Raw genomic sequence first — 18,830 nt, 5'->3', positions numbered from 1 at the left:
AGATCAATAAAATGAATACAGAAAATCACTTAATGATTGAGCAACAAGGTAAGTTGGGCGTTATTACCTTAGACCGTGTGACTCACCTCAATGCATTGTCGTTAGATATGATTGAAGGCATTGGTGCCCAATTGGAACTGTGGCGAAATGATGTTGCTGTTCAGGCAGTGTTAATTAAGTCAAATAGCCCGAAAGCCTTCTGTGCAGGTGGAGATATCCGCTATCTTTACGACAGTTATAAAAATGGCACGGCTGACTATAAAGGCTATTTTAGTGCCGAATATAAAATGCTGACCACGCTGCGTGAATATGAAAAGCCAGTCATCGTTGTGCTTGATGGCTATGTGTTAGGTGGTGGTTTTGGTTTAGCTCAGGCTTGTCATATTGTCGTGAGCAGTGAAAAGTCCAGATTTGCTATGCCTGAAACAGCGATTGGTTTTTTCCCAGACGTTGGAGCAACACACTTCCTGTCTCGACTTGATGATATCGGCGTTTATATGGCAATTACGGGTGAGCAGATCAGCAGTAGCGATGCACTCTATCTCGATTTAATTGACTACCATGTGCCAAGCGAGCAGTTACAAACATTGCAAGAAGCACTTGTTGATAAGCCAAGTTTAAGTAAAGAAGGAATTGAGCAGATCATTACCCGATTTATTACTCGTCCTGCCGAAAGTGAATTAAAACAATTGGCGGAAGGTATTCGTAAACATTTCGGTTTTCAGCATTTAGATGAAATTGAACAAAGTCTTGAAAATGAACAAGATGAAAGCTTAAAGACTTGGACTAGCAAGATGCTCAGCATTTTGCAGCAACGTTCATTTCTTGCCAAACAAACGAGTTTGAAACTGCAACATTTAGGCCGTGGGCTTTCTTTGCCGCAATGTATGCAACTTGAACGTGATTTACAGGATATCTGGTTTGAGCATGGTGACTTTATTGAAGGTGTTCGTGCGCTCATTGTCGATAAAGATAAACAACCACAGTGGCAAGAACGTAATGCGGAGCTAGAGCAAATTTTAGAAAAGCTAAGCTAAGCCCCCATTATAAAAAAAAGCTTAAGGAGATAAAGCGAGACCTGAAAATGCTTATGGTCAGGGCTGGTCATAAGCATAAAAAAGACAAAACAAGAAAATCTAAGAAAGGAAATTGCGATGCAAACAATACAAGGAAACGGTTCACATTCTAAAAAGTCGTCACATCGATTAGCAGGCATCTCTAGCATGGTCGGTACTACTATTGAGTGGTATGACTTCTTTATTTATGGCGCAGCAGCAGCTCTCATCTTTAATAAATTATTTTTCCCAAATCTGGACGCACTTACAGGCGTACTGGCTGCATTTGCCACCTATGCCGTTGGGTTTATTGGACGGCCATTAGGTGGCTTAGTCTTTGGTCATTTTGGTGACAAAATTGGTCGTAAATCGATGTTGCTGCTAACGCTAATGTTAATGGGGATTCCGACAGTTCTCATTGGATTATTACCGACTTACGAGTCAATTGGTTACTGGGCTGCAATCGGTTTAGTCATCTTGCGATTTATTCAAGGTATGGCAATGGGCGGTGAATGGGGTGGTGCAGTGCTTATGGCCGTTGAACATGCACCCGAAGGTGGTAAAGGATTTTGGGGAAGCTTGCCTCAAGCCAGTACGGGTGGTGGCTTAATGCTAGCCTCAATTGCTCTAGGACTGGTGTCATTATTACCTGAAGAAGCACTGTTTAGCTGGGGTTGGCGTTTACCATTTCTTGCCAGCATTATTTTACTGGCTGTAGGCTGGTACATTCGAGTGAAAGTACCAGAGTCACCAGACTTTGAAAAAGTAAAACAGCAGTCCGAAGAAGTTAAAGTTCCTGCCTTACAAGTTTTTAAAAATCATCCGAAGCAGCTCATCACCATTATTTTTGCGCGTGCTGCCGAGAACGCATGGTTCTATATTGCTTCAACCTTTACGTTGGCTTACACCACTGCCCAACTTGGGATTCCACGTCAGGACATTTTATTTGCCACCATTTGCGGTGCTGTGGTCATTCTCTTTATGACGCCGTTATGTGGACATTTTTCAGATAAAGTCGGCCAACGCAATATGTTTATGTTTGGGTTATGCGTATTGGCACTTTATTGCTATCCATTCTTTACCATGCTCAACACTAAAGATCCGGTATTGGTATGGACGGCAATTGTTTTAGCGATTGGTGTGGTTTTCCCGATTATGTATGCACCACAGGCTCAGCTTTTTGCACGTCAATTTCCGGCAGAAATTCGTTATAGCGGAATCTCAATTTCGGTACAGCTAGCTGGAGTGCTCGGTGGTGGTTTAGCACCGCTAATTGCGACGAAACTTTTAAGTATCGGGCAGGGTAATCCTTACTTAATTATGATTTATATTGGTTCTATGGCTATCGTTGCGATTATATCGACTTCATTTATGCCACGTGATTGGCAGACTAAAACTGACGAGGCTTATCATAAGAAATCAGAATTAAATTTGAAAACCAAGATTACTGAGCATTCTTAATATTAAGTTTGATGCTTTAAATAGAAAAAAGCCCTAATCGTTGGATTAGGGCTTTTAAATTTTAGCGAGGGAAACGAGACTCGAACTCATGACCCTAATCTTTATAATTTTATAATGTCATCAATATTTTTAGACTTTGATTTAACAAACTACACTTCAATTAAGCATGCAAACATAGCATATCCGTCGATAACCATTGGCGGTCCTGCACGATGGGCGCGAAAACCCGCGGCACGTAATAACCGCTCTACACCAAGAGGTGAAGTCGTAATGAGTTGTTTTGCGCCTTGTTCTCTTGCAAAGTTGATCGCTTCTTGCAAAATTGCAACAGAGACTGGGGATGACACTGCTTGACTAGCAGAGGAAGGTGGATTCGAGAAATCTACGGCTGAAAATCTTGATAATTCCCAAATTTCTGGTGAGCAAGGAATAGGTATTCCATTCATTAATTGAGGAAATATTTCACCCAGTAAATAGGGTTGAGTCGTTGGTAGTAGTCTGGCACAGCCAATAATATTGGATTCTCTATCTTGAGCGACGACATAAGCTGTATCGATTTTATCAAATTGATCTAGTTCTTCATTATTTGGACAGTTCAACTCCCAACCCAAATGTTCAACAAATACCTTGTAGCGGTAACTTTTAAATTTGGTATATAGGACTTCTGAAAAATTGTTTTGGAATCCAGCAATAACATTCATTACAAGTGCTTCCACTTATTTTTCAGGCGACTTTACTCGACAGCTGAAAAGGTGGTAACTGTAAGAATTTACAGGTTTCTACGAGAAATTTGGACTTAATTTAGTCTTTGTTTGCATTGTATTGATTTGAGCATAAATGAACTGTTCCCAAAATAAAGAATCTATTTTTTTTTCGATTAATGTTTCAGTAACATCAAATCCAATATCTGTACCAGATAAATCAACAATCATGATATTGCTTCGAGGTAGCCCAATTCGTTTTAAGCTAGCAATTCCATTGTTCTCAATAAATTCCCAGTCCCATCCGGTACTTAAAGCTGGGCTCCGTGATGTTGCCCATTCAGTAAAGCCACAATATAGAATTTGAGAGTCTTCAATTTGTGTAGTTTCAACAATAGATAGGAGGTGTTGGAGGGGGTAATGCATAAGCTGGTTTTCATTCATCCGAATAAAACCATCTGTTGAGATTGAGAAATCAGGGGGGATTGTGACCATGCTACCTATTCAAGTGACTTGAATTACAGTTCTATAGATAAATAACATAAATTATTGCCAACAAAATACTGTTAAGTTTTACAGGTTAGCCGTAATCTGCTGATACACAACGTTAAGCTGTTCTTTAGAAAGTACTTCGGGCAGTGAGTTTTACTTATGCAGAGATTGACCCATCTATAGCTTGAATATGAGAGTTGCTTGTTTCAAGGCTATCAATAGTTTAAGTTTTTCATATGTATTGTAGATAATATCTATCCTATTATTAAAACCATATTTTCGAAATCATTATCATTATTATGCGTTTCATCAAATAATAAATAAAAAACTTATACTGCTAGTATCACTGGTAGACGTTATTCTTTAGTTAAATTAATAGAAATATACAAGTAAGGAGAAATAATAGGCTTCTTCTAAAAATAAAAAATACTCATTTTTGGAATAAAATGCATCCTGTAAATTTGAGGCTTTCAAGCATAATTCGCATATGCAATATAACAACCTTAAAAAGCTTTCTGAAATCAGTTTATCCGAAGAATTTACCACCCTCTCAGGCTCAAAAATGTTGTTAATTGGATTATGAATTCACTATATGCAACTAAATAAAAATGATTTATGCATGAGGTTTAATGAGAGTAAATGGAAAATTGGCAAGAAGATCTACTATCAGCATCTCTGATGGTAAAAAATGAATATCAGCTATTTGAGGTAGTCAAATCTACAGCTTTAAAGCTTGGATTTGATTATTGTGCTTATGGTATGCAGTCGCCATTATCTATTGCTGAACCAAAAACGATTATGTTGAATAATTATCCAGAAGCATGGCAGAAGCGTTATGTTAAACAGCAATATGTGGTGGTAGATCCAACCGTACAGCATTGTATGTTGTCACTTCAACCTCTTGTCTGGTCGAGCCAATCTGCGAACACACAAGCTCAAAAAGATTTTTGGGAGGAGGCGCGTTCTTATGGTTTAAATATTGGTTGGGCACAGTCAAGCCGTGACTTTATTGGTACAAGGGGGATGTTAACACTTGCAAGATCCGCTGACCAATTATCAGAAAAAGAGCAGAAAGCTCAATATACAAATATGTATTGGTTGTCTCAGACAGTGCATTCCAGCATTGCTAAAATTGTGAATGATGCAGAATTTGCTCAGTTTAATCTTTATTTAACGAACCGGGAAAAAGAGGTTCTACGTTGGACTGCGGAAGGAAAAACGTCAGCAGAGATTGCCCAGATTCTCGGGGTAACTGAAAGAACAGTAAATTTTCATCTTGGAAATTCAATGCAGAAGCTAAATGTGAATAATAAAATTTCAGCAGCTATTCGGGCTGTGATGTTAGGAATTTTGTAAGAATCTAAATATAAAAAATATGAAAAGTTAATATTGGATTTTAATAAAATAAACTATTATTAGATATGTGCTTAAAATAAAATTAATTATTTGAAAGGTATTTTTAATTTAATAAAATTTTAATTAAAATTAATTTTTTAGGAAAACTTATTTACTGTGGGGGCTGTATTTTTTAAATTTTAACTAATAAAGTGTTTTTAATTTTTCTATTATTTTAATATTAAATATTTTCTTGATTAATATCCTTGCTAAAAAATAAATATTCGTATTTTTTGTATTGTCTATGGATGAAATATATCGATTCTAAGTTTATATATTAGTCACGGTGCTGTACATGATTTCGAGCTATTTAAATACAATTTAAAGCAGATTCCTTTATGAGTTTTATCCTTGTAAATAAAGGCTATTAGAGGATTTTACCTGAATCTTTTATTGCTCTGAAAAAGAGAAAGCACACAGTAAATTAGATCTTGAATACAAGATCTACAATCAAGAGAGCAACAAAATAAAAATACGGACTGGGTGTAAGTTGGTAGGTTAAAAACCTTTAGAAACCTTGTTAAATATTATTGGAATAGATGCAAAAAATTGAATTTGAGTTTTAATTTAATTTCCAGATTTCACAAAATTGACTGAATAAAAATAATTTATGAAAGAGATCTAGTGTCTTAATTTTCAATAAATACAGGCCAACCTGTAAACCCTTACAGGTGTAATAAAAAACACCCGCACATAAAATATAATGTGAATTTATATTTTAAACAAAAAAAGTATATTCATTTTTTATTAAAAGCCCCAGCTAGACATGTAATTTCTGAATTAGCGAGTTTTAAGGGTGAATTATAAATAATTGGAGTTAAGTTATGGCTGTAATGGCTACGGATAATATCATTGCAACTTTGGAATCCCACGCAAATTTAAATGGAGGCAAGATTGCTTTTGAATATTTGGGACGCCAATCTGGTGGTATTCAATCTCTGACGTATGCAGATCTGAACGAGCGGGTTCAATATCAAGCTCAAATATTAATGAATCTTGTAGACAGTGGCGATCGTGCCGTATTGCTGTTCGAGCCTGGACTGGACTTTATCGTATCGTTCTTTGCTTGTCTGAAAGCTAAAATTATCGCAGTACCTGTCAGCTTGCCTTTTAATCGCAACGGTTTTTCTAATATTTTGAATATTATGAATGATTGTGAGCCAAAGATAGTACTCACAACCAAAAAGATTCTTGAGCTATCAGGTCTGATCACATTAAAAGCCCAAAATGAAAGTTTAATATTGCATGCTGTTGATGCTGAATTGCAGCATGATTTGGTGGAAAAGGATTTTCCACATATTGCTGAAGATGATATCTGCTTCCTTCAATACACTTCAGGGTCAACTGGTTGGCCTAAAGGGGTAATCGTCACCCATAAAAACATCATGGCAAATGAAGTCATGATTGCTGAAGCTTTTGGTACACAAGCCGATGATATCGGTCTTACATGGTTACCTGTCTATCACGATATGGGATTGATCGGCTCGGTTTTACAGACCGTGTATGTAGGTCTGACTTGCTATGTGATGTCACCGCTGGATTTTATTCGTAAACCTCTTAAGTGGCTGCAATTCATCAGCGAGAAAGGGGTCACGATTAGTGGTGGGCCAAACTTTGCCTATGAATTGTGCCTACACCGCATCTCGGATGATAAGGCTGCATCGCTTGATCTGAGCCGTGTGCGTGTGCTGTTTAACGGTGCCGAGCCGATCAAGGCCAACGTCATGCAGCATTTCATGGAGAAGTTCAATACTCAGTCGCAATTGAGACTAGATACTTTCTTGCCGTGCTATGGCTTGGCAGAAGTTACGCTCTTAGTCAGTGGTGTAACTGGTCCTCTCAATGCTATCTCGATAGACCGTGAAAAGTTGAATGCCAATTTGGTGCAGACCAGCCAAGATCAGACAGCTGTGCAAGTGGTGAGCTGTGGCAAGATCTCAGCACACATTGATTGCCGTATCGTCAATCCGCATACCCACAAAGAGGTGGGGGCTGATGAAGTCGGTGAAATCTGGTTAGCAGGTGAGAGTGTTACTGCGGGTTACTGGCAGAAGCCTGAGGTCAATCAGGAAACCTTTGCTGCAACCATCCTCGATAAAGCAGGTAAGCCTAGTCAAGTGCATTACTTAAGAACTGGTGATATGGGCTTTATCAAAAACGGAGACCTATATGTGACTGGTCGCCTTAAGGATGTGATCATCATCCGTGGCAAAAACTATTACCCGCAAGATATCGAGTGCTCCGTCGAAGTAGCGCATCCTGCTGTCCGTAAGGGTTGTGTCGCAGCAGTGAATTTCGGTAATTCTGACGGTGTCACGGTTGTACTTGAGATCAAGAAGAAGTCGATAGACAAGACCCTTAATTTTGAAACCATCAGAACTCAGGTTAAAGAGCAAGTGGCGGCTGATATCGGCTTGCCTGTAGAAGGTGTCTATTTACTGCATCAAGGTCGGATAAATAAGACCACCAGCGGCAAAATTAGAAGAAGAAAAATTAAAGAGCAGATCGAGCGCGGTCAACTGATCTGCCTAACCCATCCAAACCGTAGAACGGTGATGGCCCGAAACTATGTCAAGAATGGCTTAGAAGTCATCCGTGATCGTGAGCAGCGGGGGCAACTGATTCGTTATAGCTCCAATCTACTCAATTCAATGATCAAGGAACGAGAAGTGCGCGCGCTCATTTTTAATCGACTGAAAAGTGCTTTGTTTTAATCCTTACCCTTTAATCATTTGAGCAAAAACTCATGTCACTTACGTCCAATTTGCGGCAGTTTCAATCTGCTGCTCGTCTGGAGCAAATTTTAGGCTCCGTACATGATACTAATAATGATTTTTCTTGGTCCGCGGCCATCGAGCGTGATGAGAAGGAGCAATACCCTCAGCGTGCCGTTGATTTTCTGAATGCCGTAGGCATGAACCGTTTTTATGTACCTTCAGAGCTTGGAGGTCGCATGGAAATTGGTGAAGAGTTGCTATATCTGCATCGCGTGCTGGCACGACGTGATCTAACAATTAATTCGACCTATAGTACTAATGCTTGGTCTGTGATCGTATGGATCGGCGGTAATCCTAATCAATGCGAAAACATCGCTAGTCGGATTTTGAGTGGTGCTGCACCAGCGCTTGCTTATAGCGAGAAAGCGCATGGAGCCGATCTGTTATCCAGTGAAGTAACTGCACAAGCTTCCGAGAGCAAGTACGTCTTAAATGGCGAAAAGTGGTCGATCAATCGTGCGACTCTAGGTGACTCTTTAAGTCTGATTGCTAAAACATCAGATGATCGTGGACCCCGTAGCCTGAGTGCATTCTGGCTTGATAAGCGTCATATGGCTTCTAAAGGAACCTACAGCCTGAACCGCTTGCCGACGGTGGGTATGCGTGGGCTAGATATTAGCGGTATTGGCTTTAATAATGCTGAAATTCACAAAGATGCCCTGATCGGTGAAGAAGGTCAGGGATTGGAGCTTGGACTCAAGACGCTACAGGTGACGCGTGCATATTGCAGCAGCTTCTCTCTAGGTGCGGGTGATACGATGCTACGCATCGCGACCGAGTTTGCTATCGAACGCGAGTTGTATAACAAAAAAGTCATTAACATTCCGTTGGTGCGTGAGCAACTTGCTACAGCTTATGCCTATCTATTAGCAGCTGAGGTGTTATCACTCGTTGGTGCGCGCGGGTTACATGTCTGTATCAATCAGTTCAGCACATGGTCACCTATCATCAAGGTACTAGTACCTGAATATGTAGAGTCACTGGCCAAAATTACTTCCTCAGTGCTTGGGTCGCGTTTTTTCTTAAGAAATGCATATGCTGATGGAATGTACCAGAAAGCTTTCAGAGATCATCTGATCGTTAGTGTATTTGACGGCAGTAGTACCGTCTGTCTAGACAGCTTAAGTTTTCAACTCAAATCTGCCAATAAAGGGCGTAGAAAAAAAGCCGACCATCTCGACCAAGCCGAAGCTAAAGCACGCTATCGCCAGTTGTATGACTTGCAGATGGAAACCGACGCTATTGATTTCCGCGAGCTTGAGATTTTCAACCGAGATGGTGACTTGGTGATGGAGTCACTGGGAACGATCATCGAGATGCTCAACGATGCTGACGCTACAGTAGGGCTGGCTGCTGAGACCCTGTCCACGCTACGTGAGCGCGCTGATCAGCTTCTTATCGAGCAGCGCACGCTAGATCAAAAAATTCAAGATTATTTCTCAAGTTCAGATGCGGCTAAAGAGTTCGAAACATTACGTTTCAGCTTAGCCCGCGACTATGCCGAGCTGTTTGCCCGCATTGCTGTGCTGGGTTTTTGGGTCTTTAACCGTCGTGGCCTAAGACCTGCTTTGCAGGATGGTGCATGGCTGATTATTTTCCTAAATGCTGCTGAAGGGCAGACGTCCCCTCCAATGAAATCACTGCGTGAAAGCACATTGGCAGATCTGCTAGACCGAATTTCAAACAACCATATGTTATCTGTCATCGATTTTGCACTGGCACCGCGTGATGCCAAACCAGTTAAAGAGGATATTACCCCATGAATAAAGATAAAGCTTACTGGAGCGAAATCATTCGCACGCTAGTAGCCAAAGAAATGCGCGTAGAGCCCCAGACTCTTGATCCACAGAAAAAATTTACCAGTTACGGTCTTGATTCTATCGTCGCTTTGTCGGTGTCTGGGGATCTAGAGGAACTAACACAACTGGAACTTGAGCCGACACTACTATGGGATTACCCAACAATTAATGCGTTGGCTGAATATATCGTTTCTCAGTTGGAGCAGGGAGTTGCTTCGTGAACAACCTTGTACGACTGGAACCTGCAATTCTATCGCGCCATGCGATTTCTGCAGAACAGCTCGGCATCTGGTATATCCAGCGGCTTGAGTCGACTTGCAGTGCCTACAATATGGTGGTGGCCTTTGATGTGAAGGTTAACCAACCATTAGGCAACAAGCCGATGGAGATTCTAGAGGCGGTAATGCATGATTATCCGCTGCTGCGTGTAAGCATGCCTGCCAATGATCAGGGTATTGAGCAACTTATCTGGGATCGTATCTATCCTAATATTATCGTGTCGGATGCCCGCCATGTCGATGCATCTGATTTGACGCAATTAGTCGAGCAGGATACGACGCAGCCCTTTGATTTGACCCAGCCACCGCTATGGCGTATTCATTGCTATGAGCGCGGTCAAAATCACTATGTGATTGCGGTTGTGATTCATCATGCCTTAATGGACTTCTGGTCGATTGGTCTCTTGTTGCGTGATGTTTGCAAACGTTTTGGACTAGTTACAGAGTCGGATACAGTGAACGGAATCGAGTTTGCACAGTATGCAGATAAGCAGCAGAGCACCGTGACCGATGATGCTGATGAGAGTCTACTCTTCTGGAAAAATGCGTTGCAACATGCACCACACGTGCATAGCATTCCGCTTGATTATCCACGTCCTGCTGTGCAGCAACATAAAGGCAGCTCACTGGTTTTCCGTGTGCCTGAGTCAGTGTCGTCTGGTCTTGTGAACTTGGCGAAAGATTATGAGATCACGCTGTTTGGACTCGTACTATCTGGCTTTTATATCCTGCTACACAAACTATCGAATGAAAATGATCTCGTTATTGCCACACCAGTAGCTGGTCGACTTGAACGCTCGCTGCGCAATGCACTGGGGCAGTTTGTCAATACGATTGCTATTCACATGGACATCGATGCTGATCAGACTTTACGTCAGTTTACACAGCAAGTGCAGGAACAATTAAGACAAAGTCTCAAGCATCAAAAAGTTGCCTTTTCCAGAGTGGTTGAGGCTGTTTCACCAAAGCGTGATGGCAGTATTAATCCATTGGCGCAGGTGGGAATGTTCTGGGAACGTCTAGGTGGCATGGATGAGTTTAAAGAACTACTCTTGCCAATCCAGACCCCAGCGACTTTGGTTGGTCAAGACCTGACGTTAGGAAGTTTTCCGGTTCGCCAGCAAGAAGGTCAATTGGATCTTACGCTGGAAATGGGCGGTGAATATCAAGGCGAACTCGTTGGCGTACTGAAATACAACTCCGAGCTATTTTCTGCACAGTCTGCCGATAATATGGTGCAACTGCTGCAAGCTGTACTATCAGAAATGGTGGCTCATCCTGAACGTAAGATCGTTGAATTAGATATCGCACCTGATTATAAGGATGGTATCCAGTTCGATGCCCTACGTGGACAGGCTACTGATTATCCTCAACATGATCTATTGGGAATGATTCTAAAGCAGATCGATGAGCGTGGTGATCATCATGCTCTGACCTCGAAGGATCATGCGGTTAGCTATCGTGAGTTAGGTCAGCATATCGCTGGTATCGCTGAATATTTGCGTGTACATGGCGTTACTCGTGGCGATCGTGTAGGTCTGATGTTAGAACGCACGGCATTATTACCAGCTGCAATTCTCGGGATCTGGGCGGCAGGGGCAGCCTATGTACCACTAGATCCGAATTTCCCAAGTGAACGTCTACATAACATCATCGAAGATGCTGAACCTAAAGTCATCTTGACTCAAACCGAGTTGATGGATGCTCTTAACGTTTCTGTACCGCGTTTGGATATCAATCAAGCTGGTGTTGTGCCCCTTGAGCAAGTACGCGAAACGCTTGCCTTTGGTGAGACCGCTTATGTGATGTACACCTCAGGCTCGACAGGTAAGCCTAAAGGCGTGCGTATTGGGCATCCTTCAATCATCAATTTCTTGCTATCCATGAATGATAGATTGCAAGTAACGACTGAAACTCAGTTGTTAGCAATCACCACTTATGCGTTTGATATTTCAATTCTTGAGTTACTCATTCCGCTGATGTACGGCGGTGTTGTGCATGTTTGCCCACGAGAGGTATCACAAGATGGTAATCAATTGGTGGATTATTTAAATGCTAAGTCTATCAATGTCTTGCAGGCAACACCGGCCTCTTGGAAAATGCTTTTAGATAGTGAGTGGATTGGCAATGCGGGGTTGACTGCACTCTGTGGAGGCGAAGCGCTAGATACTATTTTGGCAGAAAAACTGCTGGGTAAAGTTGGCTGTCTCTGGAATGTCTATGGTCCGACCGAAACTACGGTATGGTCAAGTGCGGCTCGTATCACTGATGCAAAATTTATTGATTTAGGCGAACCACTGGCGAACACCCAGCTTTATGTCCTTGATGAACAGCAGCGTTTAGTCCCGCCAGGCGTTATGGGAGAGCTTTGGATTGGAGGTGATGGTCTGGCAGTTGATTACTGGCATCGACCTGAGCTGACAGATGCGCAATTTAGAACTTTGCCATCTCTACCAAATGCCAGTCGACTCTATCGCACCGGAGATAAAGTCTGTCTGCGTACGGATGGACATTTAACTCATCATGGACGTCTAGATTTCCAAGTCAAGATTCGTGGATTCCGTATTGAACTAGGCGAAATCGAGAATGTTCTCAAACAGATCGACGGTATCACAGACGCAGTCGTACTGGTTAAGACGACTACCAGCAATGATCAGAAACTGGTGGCCTATTTAATCGGACATGAGATTGACATTGCTAATCTGAAAAAGACGATGCAAATCCATCTACCAGCTTACATGGTGCCAAATACGTTTATTACATTGGACCAGTTTCCAATGACAGCTAACAATAAGCTAGATCGTAAAGCGTTTCCTGAGCCTGTGTTTGAGCAAAGCAATGATTATGTTGCACCACGTGATCCGATTGAAATTGAACTCTGTACTACCTTTGAGCAGATTTTGTCGGTTAAACGGGTTGGTATACATGATGACTTCTTTGACTTGGGTGGACATTCGTTACTGGCTGTGAAGCTTGTTAATCACCTCAAAAAAGCATTTGGTACCGAACTATCAGTTGCTTTGCTGGCGCAATATTCCACTGTGGCGAGTCTGGGCGAGATCATTCGTGAAAATAAAGAAATTAAGCCTTCCATCGTAATTGAACTGCGCCGTGGAACTTACGAGCAACCGCTGTGGCTGTTCCATCCAATTGGTGGCAGTACCTTCTGTTATATGGAGCTTTCGCGTCATCTCAATCCGAATCGTACCTTGCGCGCTATTCAGTCTCCGGGACTGATTGAAGCAGATGCTGCAGAAGTGGCAATTGAAGATATGGCGACGCTCTATATTGCTGAAATGCAAAAGACGCAGCCTGAGGGACCTTATTTCCTCGGTGGCTGGTGCTTTGGCGGTGCGATTGCATACGAGATCAGTCATCAGTTGCGTCAAATGGGGCAGCAGGTCACAGGGATTGTCATGATCGATACCCGAGCTCCAATTACAGAGAATGTGCCTGAAGATGCTGATGATGCGATGCTTTTATCTTGGTTTGCCCGTGATCTGGCTGCGCCTTATGGCAAGAAGTTGACGATACCAGCGCAATACTTGCGTGAATTGAGTCCAGATCACATGTTTGATCATGTGCTTAAAGAAGCTAAGGCCATCAATGTTCTACCTCTAGATGCAGACCCCTCAGATTTCCGACTTTACTTTGATACCTATTTGGCGAATGGCATCGCACTCCAGACCTATTTCCCAGAGCCTGAAGATTTTCCGATCCTCTTGGTTAAGGCCAAAGATGAGCTGGAAGATTTTGGCGAAAGTCTAGGCTGGGACCAACTGGTTAAAGACACATTTACACAGGTGGATCTGCCTGGTGACCATTCATCAATTATGTACGCTGAGAATGTCGTGGCTGTTGCCCAGACAATTGATCAGATGTATCCAATTCCCGCATAAGAAATACAAGAAGGTAGAACCACTATGGTGACCATAGAACATGCTTTCCTCATACCGGCCGAGATTGACAAGGTTTTCAACTATCTTGCAAACCCGGCCAATGATGCCGGCTGGCAATTGTCGTGTAAGCATTCTGAACTGCTAGACAATACTCCGCGTGTGGGCAGCAAGTACGAAATCGGTTTTAGCTTTATTGGTCGTGAGATGTCCTTTAAAGGTGAAATTACCCATCTAGTACCTAACGAATTGTATGCGTTTAAAGTAGTGGAAGGACCTTTCCACTACACAGGTACTTACCGTTTCAAACCACATCCAGAAGGTACATGGATTGAATGGGTGTTTGAGGCAGAGCCAGGTAGCTTTTTTGGTGTATTGCCTCCAGCGCTGCTAAAAAAAATGGTCCTCGCTCAGTTCAAGAAAGACGTTGCTAATCTTGAAGCATTGGCTCAGAAGGGCGAAGCCTATGAGTCGGTTGGTAAGCAGACGCACGAGACCAAGAAACCACGTCACAAGACTCATCAGGTGATGGAACAATATGCGCGTTGGATTCTCAAACATCGCCGTATTGTGCTGACGGTGGTGATGCTCTTGACGATTGCACTGGCATATCTCGCATCTGGCGTGAAAATTATTATTGACCCAGATGCGCTTGCGCCCAAAGGACATCCTTATATCACCTCGACCAAGCTGATAGAAAAGAAATTCGGCTCCAAGTATATGGTCGTGATTGGTATTACACCGAAGCAGGGTGATATTTATCAGCCGCAAGTGTTAGAAAAAGTTAAACGTATTACCGAAGAAGTTGATAATGCTCCGGGCGTGGTTCGATCTACTCTGATGAGTCTGGCCGCGCGTCAGGCCAAAGGGATCACCGCCAATTCGGATGGATTTGATGCCAAGAAACTACTGCCGAATAGCTCTGTGACCGAGAGTGATGTCGATCAGCTGAAAAAACTGCTGGCACTGAATCCCATCTACATGAATTCGGTCGTATCTAAAGATCAGAAAACTGCTGCTATTTTGCTTGAGCTTGAAGAAAGTCCAGAGGGCTTCCAAAAGATGATGGGTCCGATCAACAAGATCGTAGCGGCTGAACAGTCTAAGGATATGACCATTAGTGTGGGCGGTAATCCTGTTTATTTGGATAAAGCCGAGGATTACTCTAAACGGATCAATATATTATTCCCGATTGCCATACTGGTCATTGGGTTATTGCACTTCGAAGCATTCCGCAGTAAGCAGGGTTTGATCCTTCCACTAGTTACAGCTTTACTGGCTGTGGCATGGGGTATGGGTATGATGGGTCTGTTCAAACAGCCAATGGATATCTTTAACTCTCCTACGCCTATTCTGATTCTGGCCATTGCGGCAGGGCACGCCGTGCAGTTGCTCAAGCGATACTATGAAGACTTTGATCGACTGACTGCCCAAGGTATGGAACCTAAAGCTGCGAATAGCGAAGCCGTGGTGCAGTCTATGGTTCGTGTTGGTCCGGTTATGATATTGGCTGGCGGAATTGCAGCGGCTGGATTCTTCTCGCTGTTGACCTTTAATATTCCGACCATCCGTTCATTCGGTATTTTTACAGGAATCGGGATCATCAGTACGCTGATCATTGAGATGACTTTTATTCCTGTACTTCGCTCGATGCTACCACCGCCTTCGGTGACCAAGGTCGCACGTAAAGGTTTGCCGATTTGGGACTGGATTCCAAAACGCATTGGCGATGTCATTTTGTCAGTTCGTCCGCGCATGATGCTAATGACTGTGATTGCAGTACTGGGTGTTTTTCTTGCTATTGGCACAAGCCGTATTGTGGTGGATAACGATAGCCGAAACTTCTTCTCGCGCGACTTACCGATGCAGCAAGATGACAGATTTTTAAATCAGTCTCTTGGTGGCACAAACAGTCTCTACATCATGGTCGATACTAAAGTTCGTGATGGTATTGAAAACCCAGAAATCCTAAAAGCGATTGATAATACAGAGAAGTTCGCGAATTCAATTCCAGAGGTCGGTAAAACCATCTCTATCGTGGACTATATCAAGAGAATGAATCAGGCAATGAATGCCGATCAGCCACAGGCATTTCAGGTTCCAGCAACCAAAGATGTTGTTGCTCAATATCTGCTGTTGTATTCAATGTCTGGTGAACCGACTGATTTTGAATCTTACATTGATACGACTCAGCGCTATGCCAAGATCACGATTCTGCTGAAAACGGGTAGTAATCATCGTATCAAAGAAATTCTTGAGTCGCTCAAAACGTATATGGCGGGTCAATTGGGCGATAAGGCTGTTGTAAGTTTTGGTGGTGATGTGACTCAGACCATTGCTTTGACTGAAACAATGGTTCACGGCAAGCTCATGAATATTCTACAGATTTCATTTGCCGTATTCTTTATCTCAGCGCTAGTTTTCCGTTCTCTCTCTGCGGGACTAATTGTCCTGACTCCACTTCTATTCTCGATTCTTGCGATCTTTGGTGTGATGGGCTGGCTCAACATTCCGCTCAATATTCCGAACTCCCTTATCTCCGCCATGGCTGTTGGTATTGGTGCAGATTATGCCATTTACTTCCTCTATCGCTTGCGTGAAATCTTGCGCGAAGAAGGGGGCGATATCAAAGACGCTATTCGTAAAACCTTAAGTACTGCTGGTAAGGCCTCTCTTTTTGTCGCGACTGCGGTTGCTGGTGGTTACGGTGTGCTGTCCTTGTCGCAGGGCTTCCACGTCCATCAATGGCTAGCGATGTTTATTGTGATTGCGATGCTTTTCAGTGTATTTGCAACCTTAATTATGGTACCTACAATGATTCTAATCTTGAAACCTCGTTTTATCTTTCCCTCAAATAAAAAGAACATTACCGTTGCACAAACTGTTGTGACAAGTCTTTTGTTGGGTACTGCACTCACCATGTCAATGCCTAAAACATCTTATGCAGATGAAGTTCAAGACATTGTTAACCGTAGTGATGATGCCTCTAAGTTCTTGTCTTCAAGTGCTAGTGCCAAATTTGTGCTGACGTCTAAAAGCGGCGAGCAACGCGTACGTTTGACTAAAAATATGACTAAGCTTGCTGGAAATACTCAGAACAATATGCGTTTGACCGAATTCATCTCGCCTGCAGATGTACAGGGAACCACGACGCTGTTGATTGAGAACTCAAAAGGCAGTGATAGCATGTTTGTCTATTTGCCTGCCTTGAAAAAAGTGCGCCGTCTTGCATCGGCAAATAAAGGCGATGCTTTTATCGGTACAGACTTTAGTTATGGTGATGTACTTGGCTATAAGTTAAGTGATTGGAAGTATACGAAACTGGCAGATGGTAAATTTAATGGCAAAGATTGCTACACGATTGAAGCAACGCCAATTAATAATACTGTGAAAAGTGACTTTGGTTATAGCAAACGTCGCATGTGCATACTCAAAGACAACTTCGTTACAGCAACCATCGACATTTGGGATACTGCAGGTAAGCCGTTAAAACATATTGAGTTCACGGATATCCGTCCTTACGGCAAAGTGAAACCAAGATGGCAGGCCATGAAATCTATGGCAAAGAATCTGCAAACTCAGCATATGACACAAGTTATCGTCAGTGATTTTGTCGCAGAAAAAACCTTATCTGATAAGATTTTCTCACCGCAGAGCCTTGAAAAATGACGCAAGGTACCTATTGGGTATTGGCATGTTGCAGTAGCTTTATGCTACTGCAACATGCTTATGCAGATGACAGCGAAATTAGTTTTGTGAGCCAGAACTCGGCTAGATTCGATGTGTGGTCATCGGATCGTGATCTAAGCTCGTTAAAAAACATTGGGCAAGCAAGTTTCTGGTCCAATGGTACGCTCAAGTTTAACCCTGAGTTTAAGATCCATTACGACATAAATATTGGAGACGAAACGGACCATACTGTAAACCCAGATCAGGTAAGTAAGGTGAATCGCAACTTACGTGAGTTATATGCCTCTTATAACTGGGATCAGACGTTTTATCTCGACGTTGGTCGTCAGATTGTAGTCTGGGGGAGAGCTGACGGGATTAATCCAACGGATAATCTATCGCCCCGTGACTATACGCGTCTAGTGCCAGATGAGACAGATCAACGTCTTGGAAATGATGCTCTCAAATTAACGTATATTCCTGAGTCTGGAACCAATAAATGGACGGCATTCTGGTATCCGCGTAGTCGTTCAGATGTGATTCCATTGCGTCAGATTGCTGGTGTTCAGTATGACATAGACCGTAAGAGTCGTCCTGCGTTTGCAATGCGTTGGGATTATTCCGTAGATGGTCTAGATGTTGGGGCATCGTATTTCTCAGGTTTGGACCATATGCCCGATCTGTCAGTTCTTTCAGCATCTCCAACAGGGGAGGCAACATTGCAACTGAAAAATAATCCTATGTCTGTCTATGGATTTGATTTTAGTTATAACCATAACGATCTCGTGTGGCGAGGTGAAGCTGCGTATACAAAGACAGACTCGGATGGCAGCGAAGATCTTTCACATAAGAAAAATAATTTAACTGTGGTCATGGGACCGGAATTGTCATTAAAGAACTCCACGCTGAGTTTAGTAGGCGTGTACAAACATACGGAGGACTTTAGATCTGCCGACAGTCTAACAAATCCATCATTGAGAGAAGTTTACCGTTATCAGCAAACAATCAGTGACCAATATGAGCAGGATCAGTATGGAGCTATGCTGCGCTATGCACTTAACTTGCTGAACGATAATCTAAAGCTGGAAGTAACGGGATTCTATTTTGCACCAGAGCCTAATGAATTGTTGAGAGTACGTATTAATTACAGTCTCAATGATCACTGGCAGTTGAATGCAGGTGGAGATCGCTTCTGGGGCAAAAATGATACGGTGTTAGGACAATTTAGAGATAACAGTCTGGTGTATGCCCAGATTCGATATAATTTTTAAGATAATTCGCTCCAAAACAATGCTGGAGTGCCCAGT

11 protein-coding genes are annotated in these 18,830 nt (G+C 42.5%); 9 read left to right on the top strand and 2 right to left on the bottom strand.

All coding sequences use genetic code 11. The features are described 5' to 3' along the window. Nucleotides 1-11: 11 nt before the first annotated feature. Entirely contained in the window at nucleotides 12-1,037 is a 1,026-nt protein-coding gene (locus ACB088_RS15610; protein WP_375037390.1) for an enoyl-CoA hydratase/isomerase family protein, read from the top strand. A gap of 117 nt (nucleotides 1,038-1,154) precedes the next feature. Continuing rightward, on the top strand, nucleotides 1,155-2,516 hold the full coding sequence (locus ACB088_RS15605; RefSeq protein WP_375037389.1) for an MFS transporter: 1,362 nt from the start codon (nucleotides 1,155-1,157) through the stop codon (nucleotides 2,514-2,516). A 149-nt stretch (nucleotides 2,517-2,665) separates the two neighbouring features. Here the strand turns inward: ACB088_RS15605 and abaI are convergent, their stop codons facing one another. Both abaI and ACB088_RS15595 read right to left on the bottom strand, forming a co-directional pair. Beyond that, nucleotides 2,666-3,232 carry an acyl-homoserine-lactone synthase AbaI gene (gene abaI, locus ACB088_RS15600; protein WP_375037388.1) on the bottom strand — a complete coding sequence of 189 codons (567 nt, stop codon included), beginning with the start codon at nucleotides 3,230-3,232 and terminating at the stop codon, nucleotides 2,666-2,668. 63 nt (nucleotides 3,233-3,295) lie between these two features. Continuing rightward, a complete protein-coding gene (locus tag ACB088_RS15595; RefSeq protein ID WP_375037387.1) occupies nucleotides 3,296-3,712 on the bottom strand; it encodes a DUF4902 domain-containing protein in 417 nt (138 codons plus the stop codon). Between the two features lie 636 nt (nucleotides 3,713-4,348). Here ACB088_RS15595 and abaR point away from each other — a divergent pair. The 7 genes from abaR to ACB088_RS15560 all read left to right on the top strand — a co-directional run bounded on the left by abaR (nucleotide 4,349) and on the right by ACB088_RS15560 (nucleotide 18,794). After that, nucleotides 4,349-5,065, top strand: a complete 717-nt coding sequence (abaR, locus tag ACB088_RS15590; protein WP_375037386.1) for a LuxR family transcriptional regulator AbaR — start codon at nucleotides 4,349-4,351, stop codon at nucleotides 5,063-5,065. An 863-nt stretch (nucleotides 5,066-5,928) separates the two neighbouring features. Next, nucleotides 5,929-7,818 (top strand): fatty acyl-AMP ligase, encoded by a 1,890-nt coding sequence (locus ACB088_RS15585; RefSeq protein WP_375037385.1) that lies wholly within the window; start codon nucleotides 5,929-5,931, stop codon nucleotides 7,816-7,818. 50 nt (nucleotides 7,819-7,868) lie between these two features. Next, on the top strand, nucleotides 7,869-9,644 hold the full coding sequence (locus tag ACB088_RS15580; protein WP_375038816.1) for an acyl-CoA dehydrogenase: 1,776 nt from the start codon (nucleotides 7,869-7,871) through the stop codon (nucleotides 9,642-9,644). Further along, nucleotides 9,641-9,901, top strand: a complete 261-nt coding sequence (locus ACB088_RS15575; protein WP_375037384.1) for an acyl carrier protein — start codon at nucleotides 9,641-9,643, stop codon at nucleotides 9,899-9,901. The genes ACB088_RS15580 and ACB088_RS15575 overlap by 4 nt, the downstream gene beginning before the upstream one ends. Next, complete coding sequence (locus ACB088_RS15570) at nucleotides 9,898-13,857, top strand: amino acid adenylation domain-containing protein (RefSeq protein WP_375037383.1); 3,960 nt, start codon at nucleotides 9,898-9,900, stop codon at nucleotides 13,855-13,857. The genes ACB088_RS15575 and ACB088_RS15570 overlap by 4 nt, the downstream gene beginning before the upstream one ends. Before the next feature lie 24 nt (nucleotides 13,858-13,881). Then, complete coding sequence (locus ACB088_RS15565; protein ID WP_375037382.1) at nucleotides 13,882-17,523, top strand: outer membrane lipoprotein-sorting protein; 3,642 nt, start codon at nucleotides 13,882-13,884, stop codon at nucleotides 17,521-17,523. Beyond that, a complete protein-coding gene (locus ACB088_RS15560; RefSeq protein WP_375037381.1) occupies nucleotides 17,520-18,794 on the top strand; it encodes a porin in 1,275 nt (424 codons plus the stop codon). Before ACB088_RS15565 ends, ACB088_RS15560 begins: the two co-directional genes overlap by 4 nt. Nucleotides 18,795-18,830: the final 36 nt, after the last annotated feature.

It is taken from the genome of Acinetobacter sp. RW6 (assembly GCF_041956835.1).
Classification (GTDB): Bacteria; Pseudomonadota; Gammaproteobacteria; order Pseudomonadales; family Moraxellaceae; genus Acinetobacter; species Acinetobacter calcoaceticus.
Note: the sequence above shows the minus strand (reverse complement) of the source record. Positions and strands in the feature narration are given on the sequence as shown.

Coding starts and splice junctions, on each gene's coding strand:
- ACB088_RS15610 (WP_375037390.1), top strand. CDS start 12: ATGAATACAGAAAATCACTTAATGATTGAGCAACAAGGTAAGTTGGGC.
- ACB088_RS15605 (WP_375037389.1), top strand. CDS start 1,155: ATGCAAACAATACAAGGAAACGGTTCACATTCTAAAAAGTCGTCACAT.
- ACB088_RS15595 (WP_375037387.1), bottom strand. CDS start 3,712: ATGGTCACAATCCCCCCTGATTTCTCAATCTCAACAGATGGTTTTATT.
- abaR (WP_375037386.1), top strand. CDS start 4,349: ATGGAAAATTGGCAAGAAGATCTACTATCAGCATCTCTGATGGTAAAA.
- ACB088_RS15585 (WP_375037385.1), top strand. CDS start 5,929: ATGGCTGTAATGGCTACGGATAATATCATTGCAACTTTGGAATCCCAC.
- ACB088_RS15575 (WP_375037384.1), top strand. CDS start 9,641: ATGAATAAAGATAAAGCTTACTGGAGCGAAATCATTCGCACGCTAGTA.
- ACB088_RS15565 (WP_375037382.1), top strand. CDS start 13,882: ATGGTGACCATAGAACATGCTTTCCTCATACCGGCCGAGATTGACAAG.
- ACB088_RS15560 (WP_375037381.1), top strand. CDS start 17,520: ATGACGCAAGGTACCTATTGGGTATTGGCATGTTGCAGTAGCTTTATG.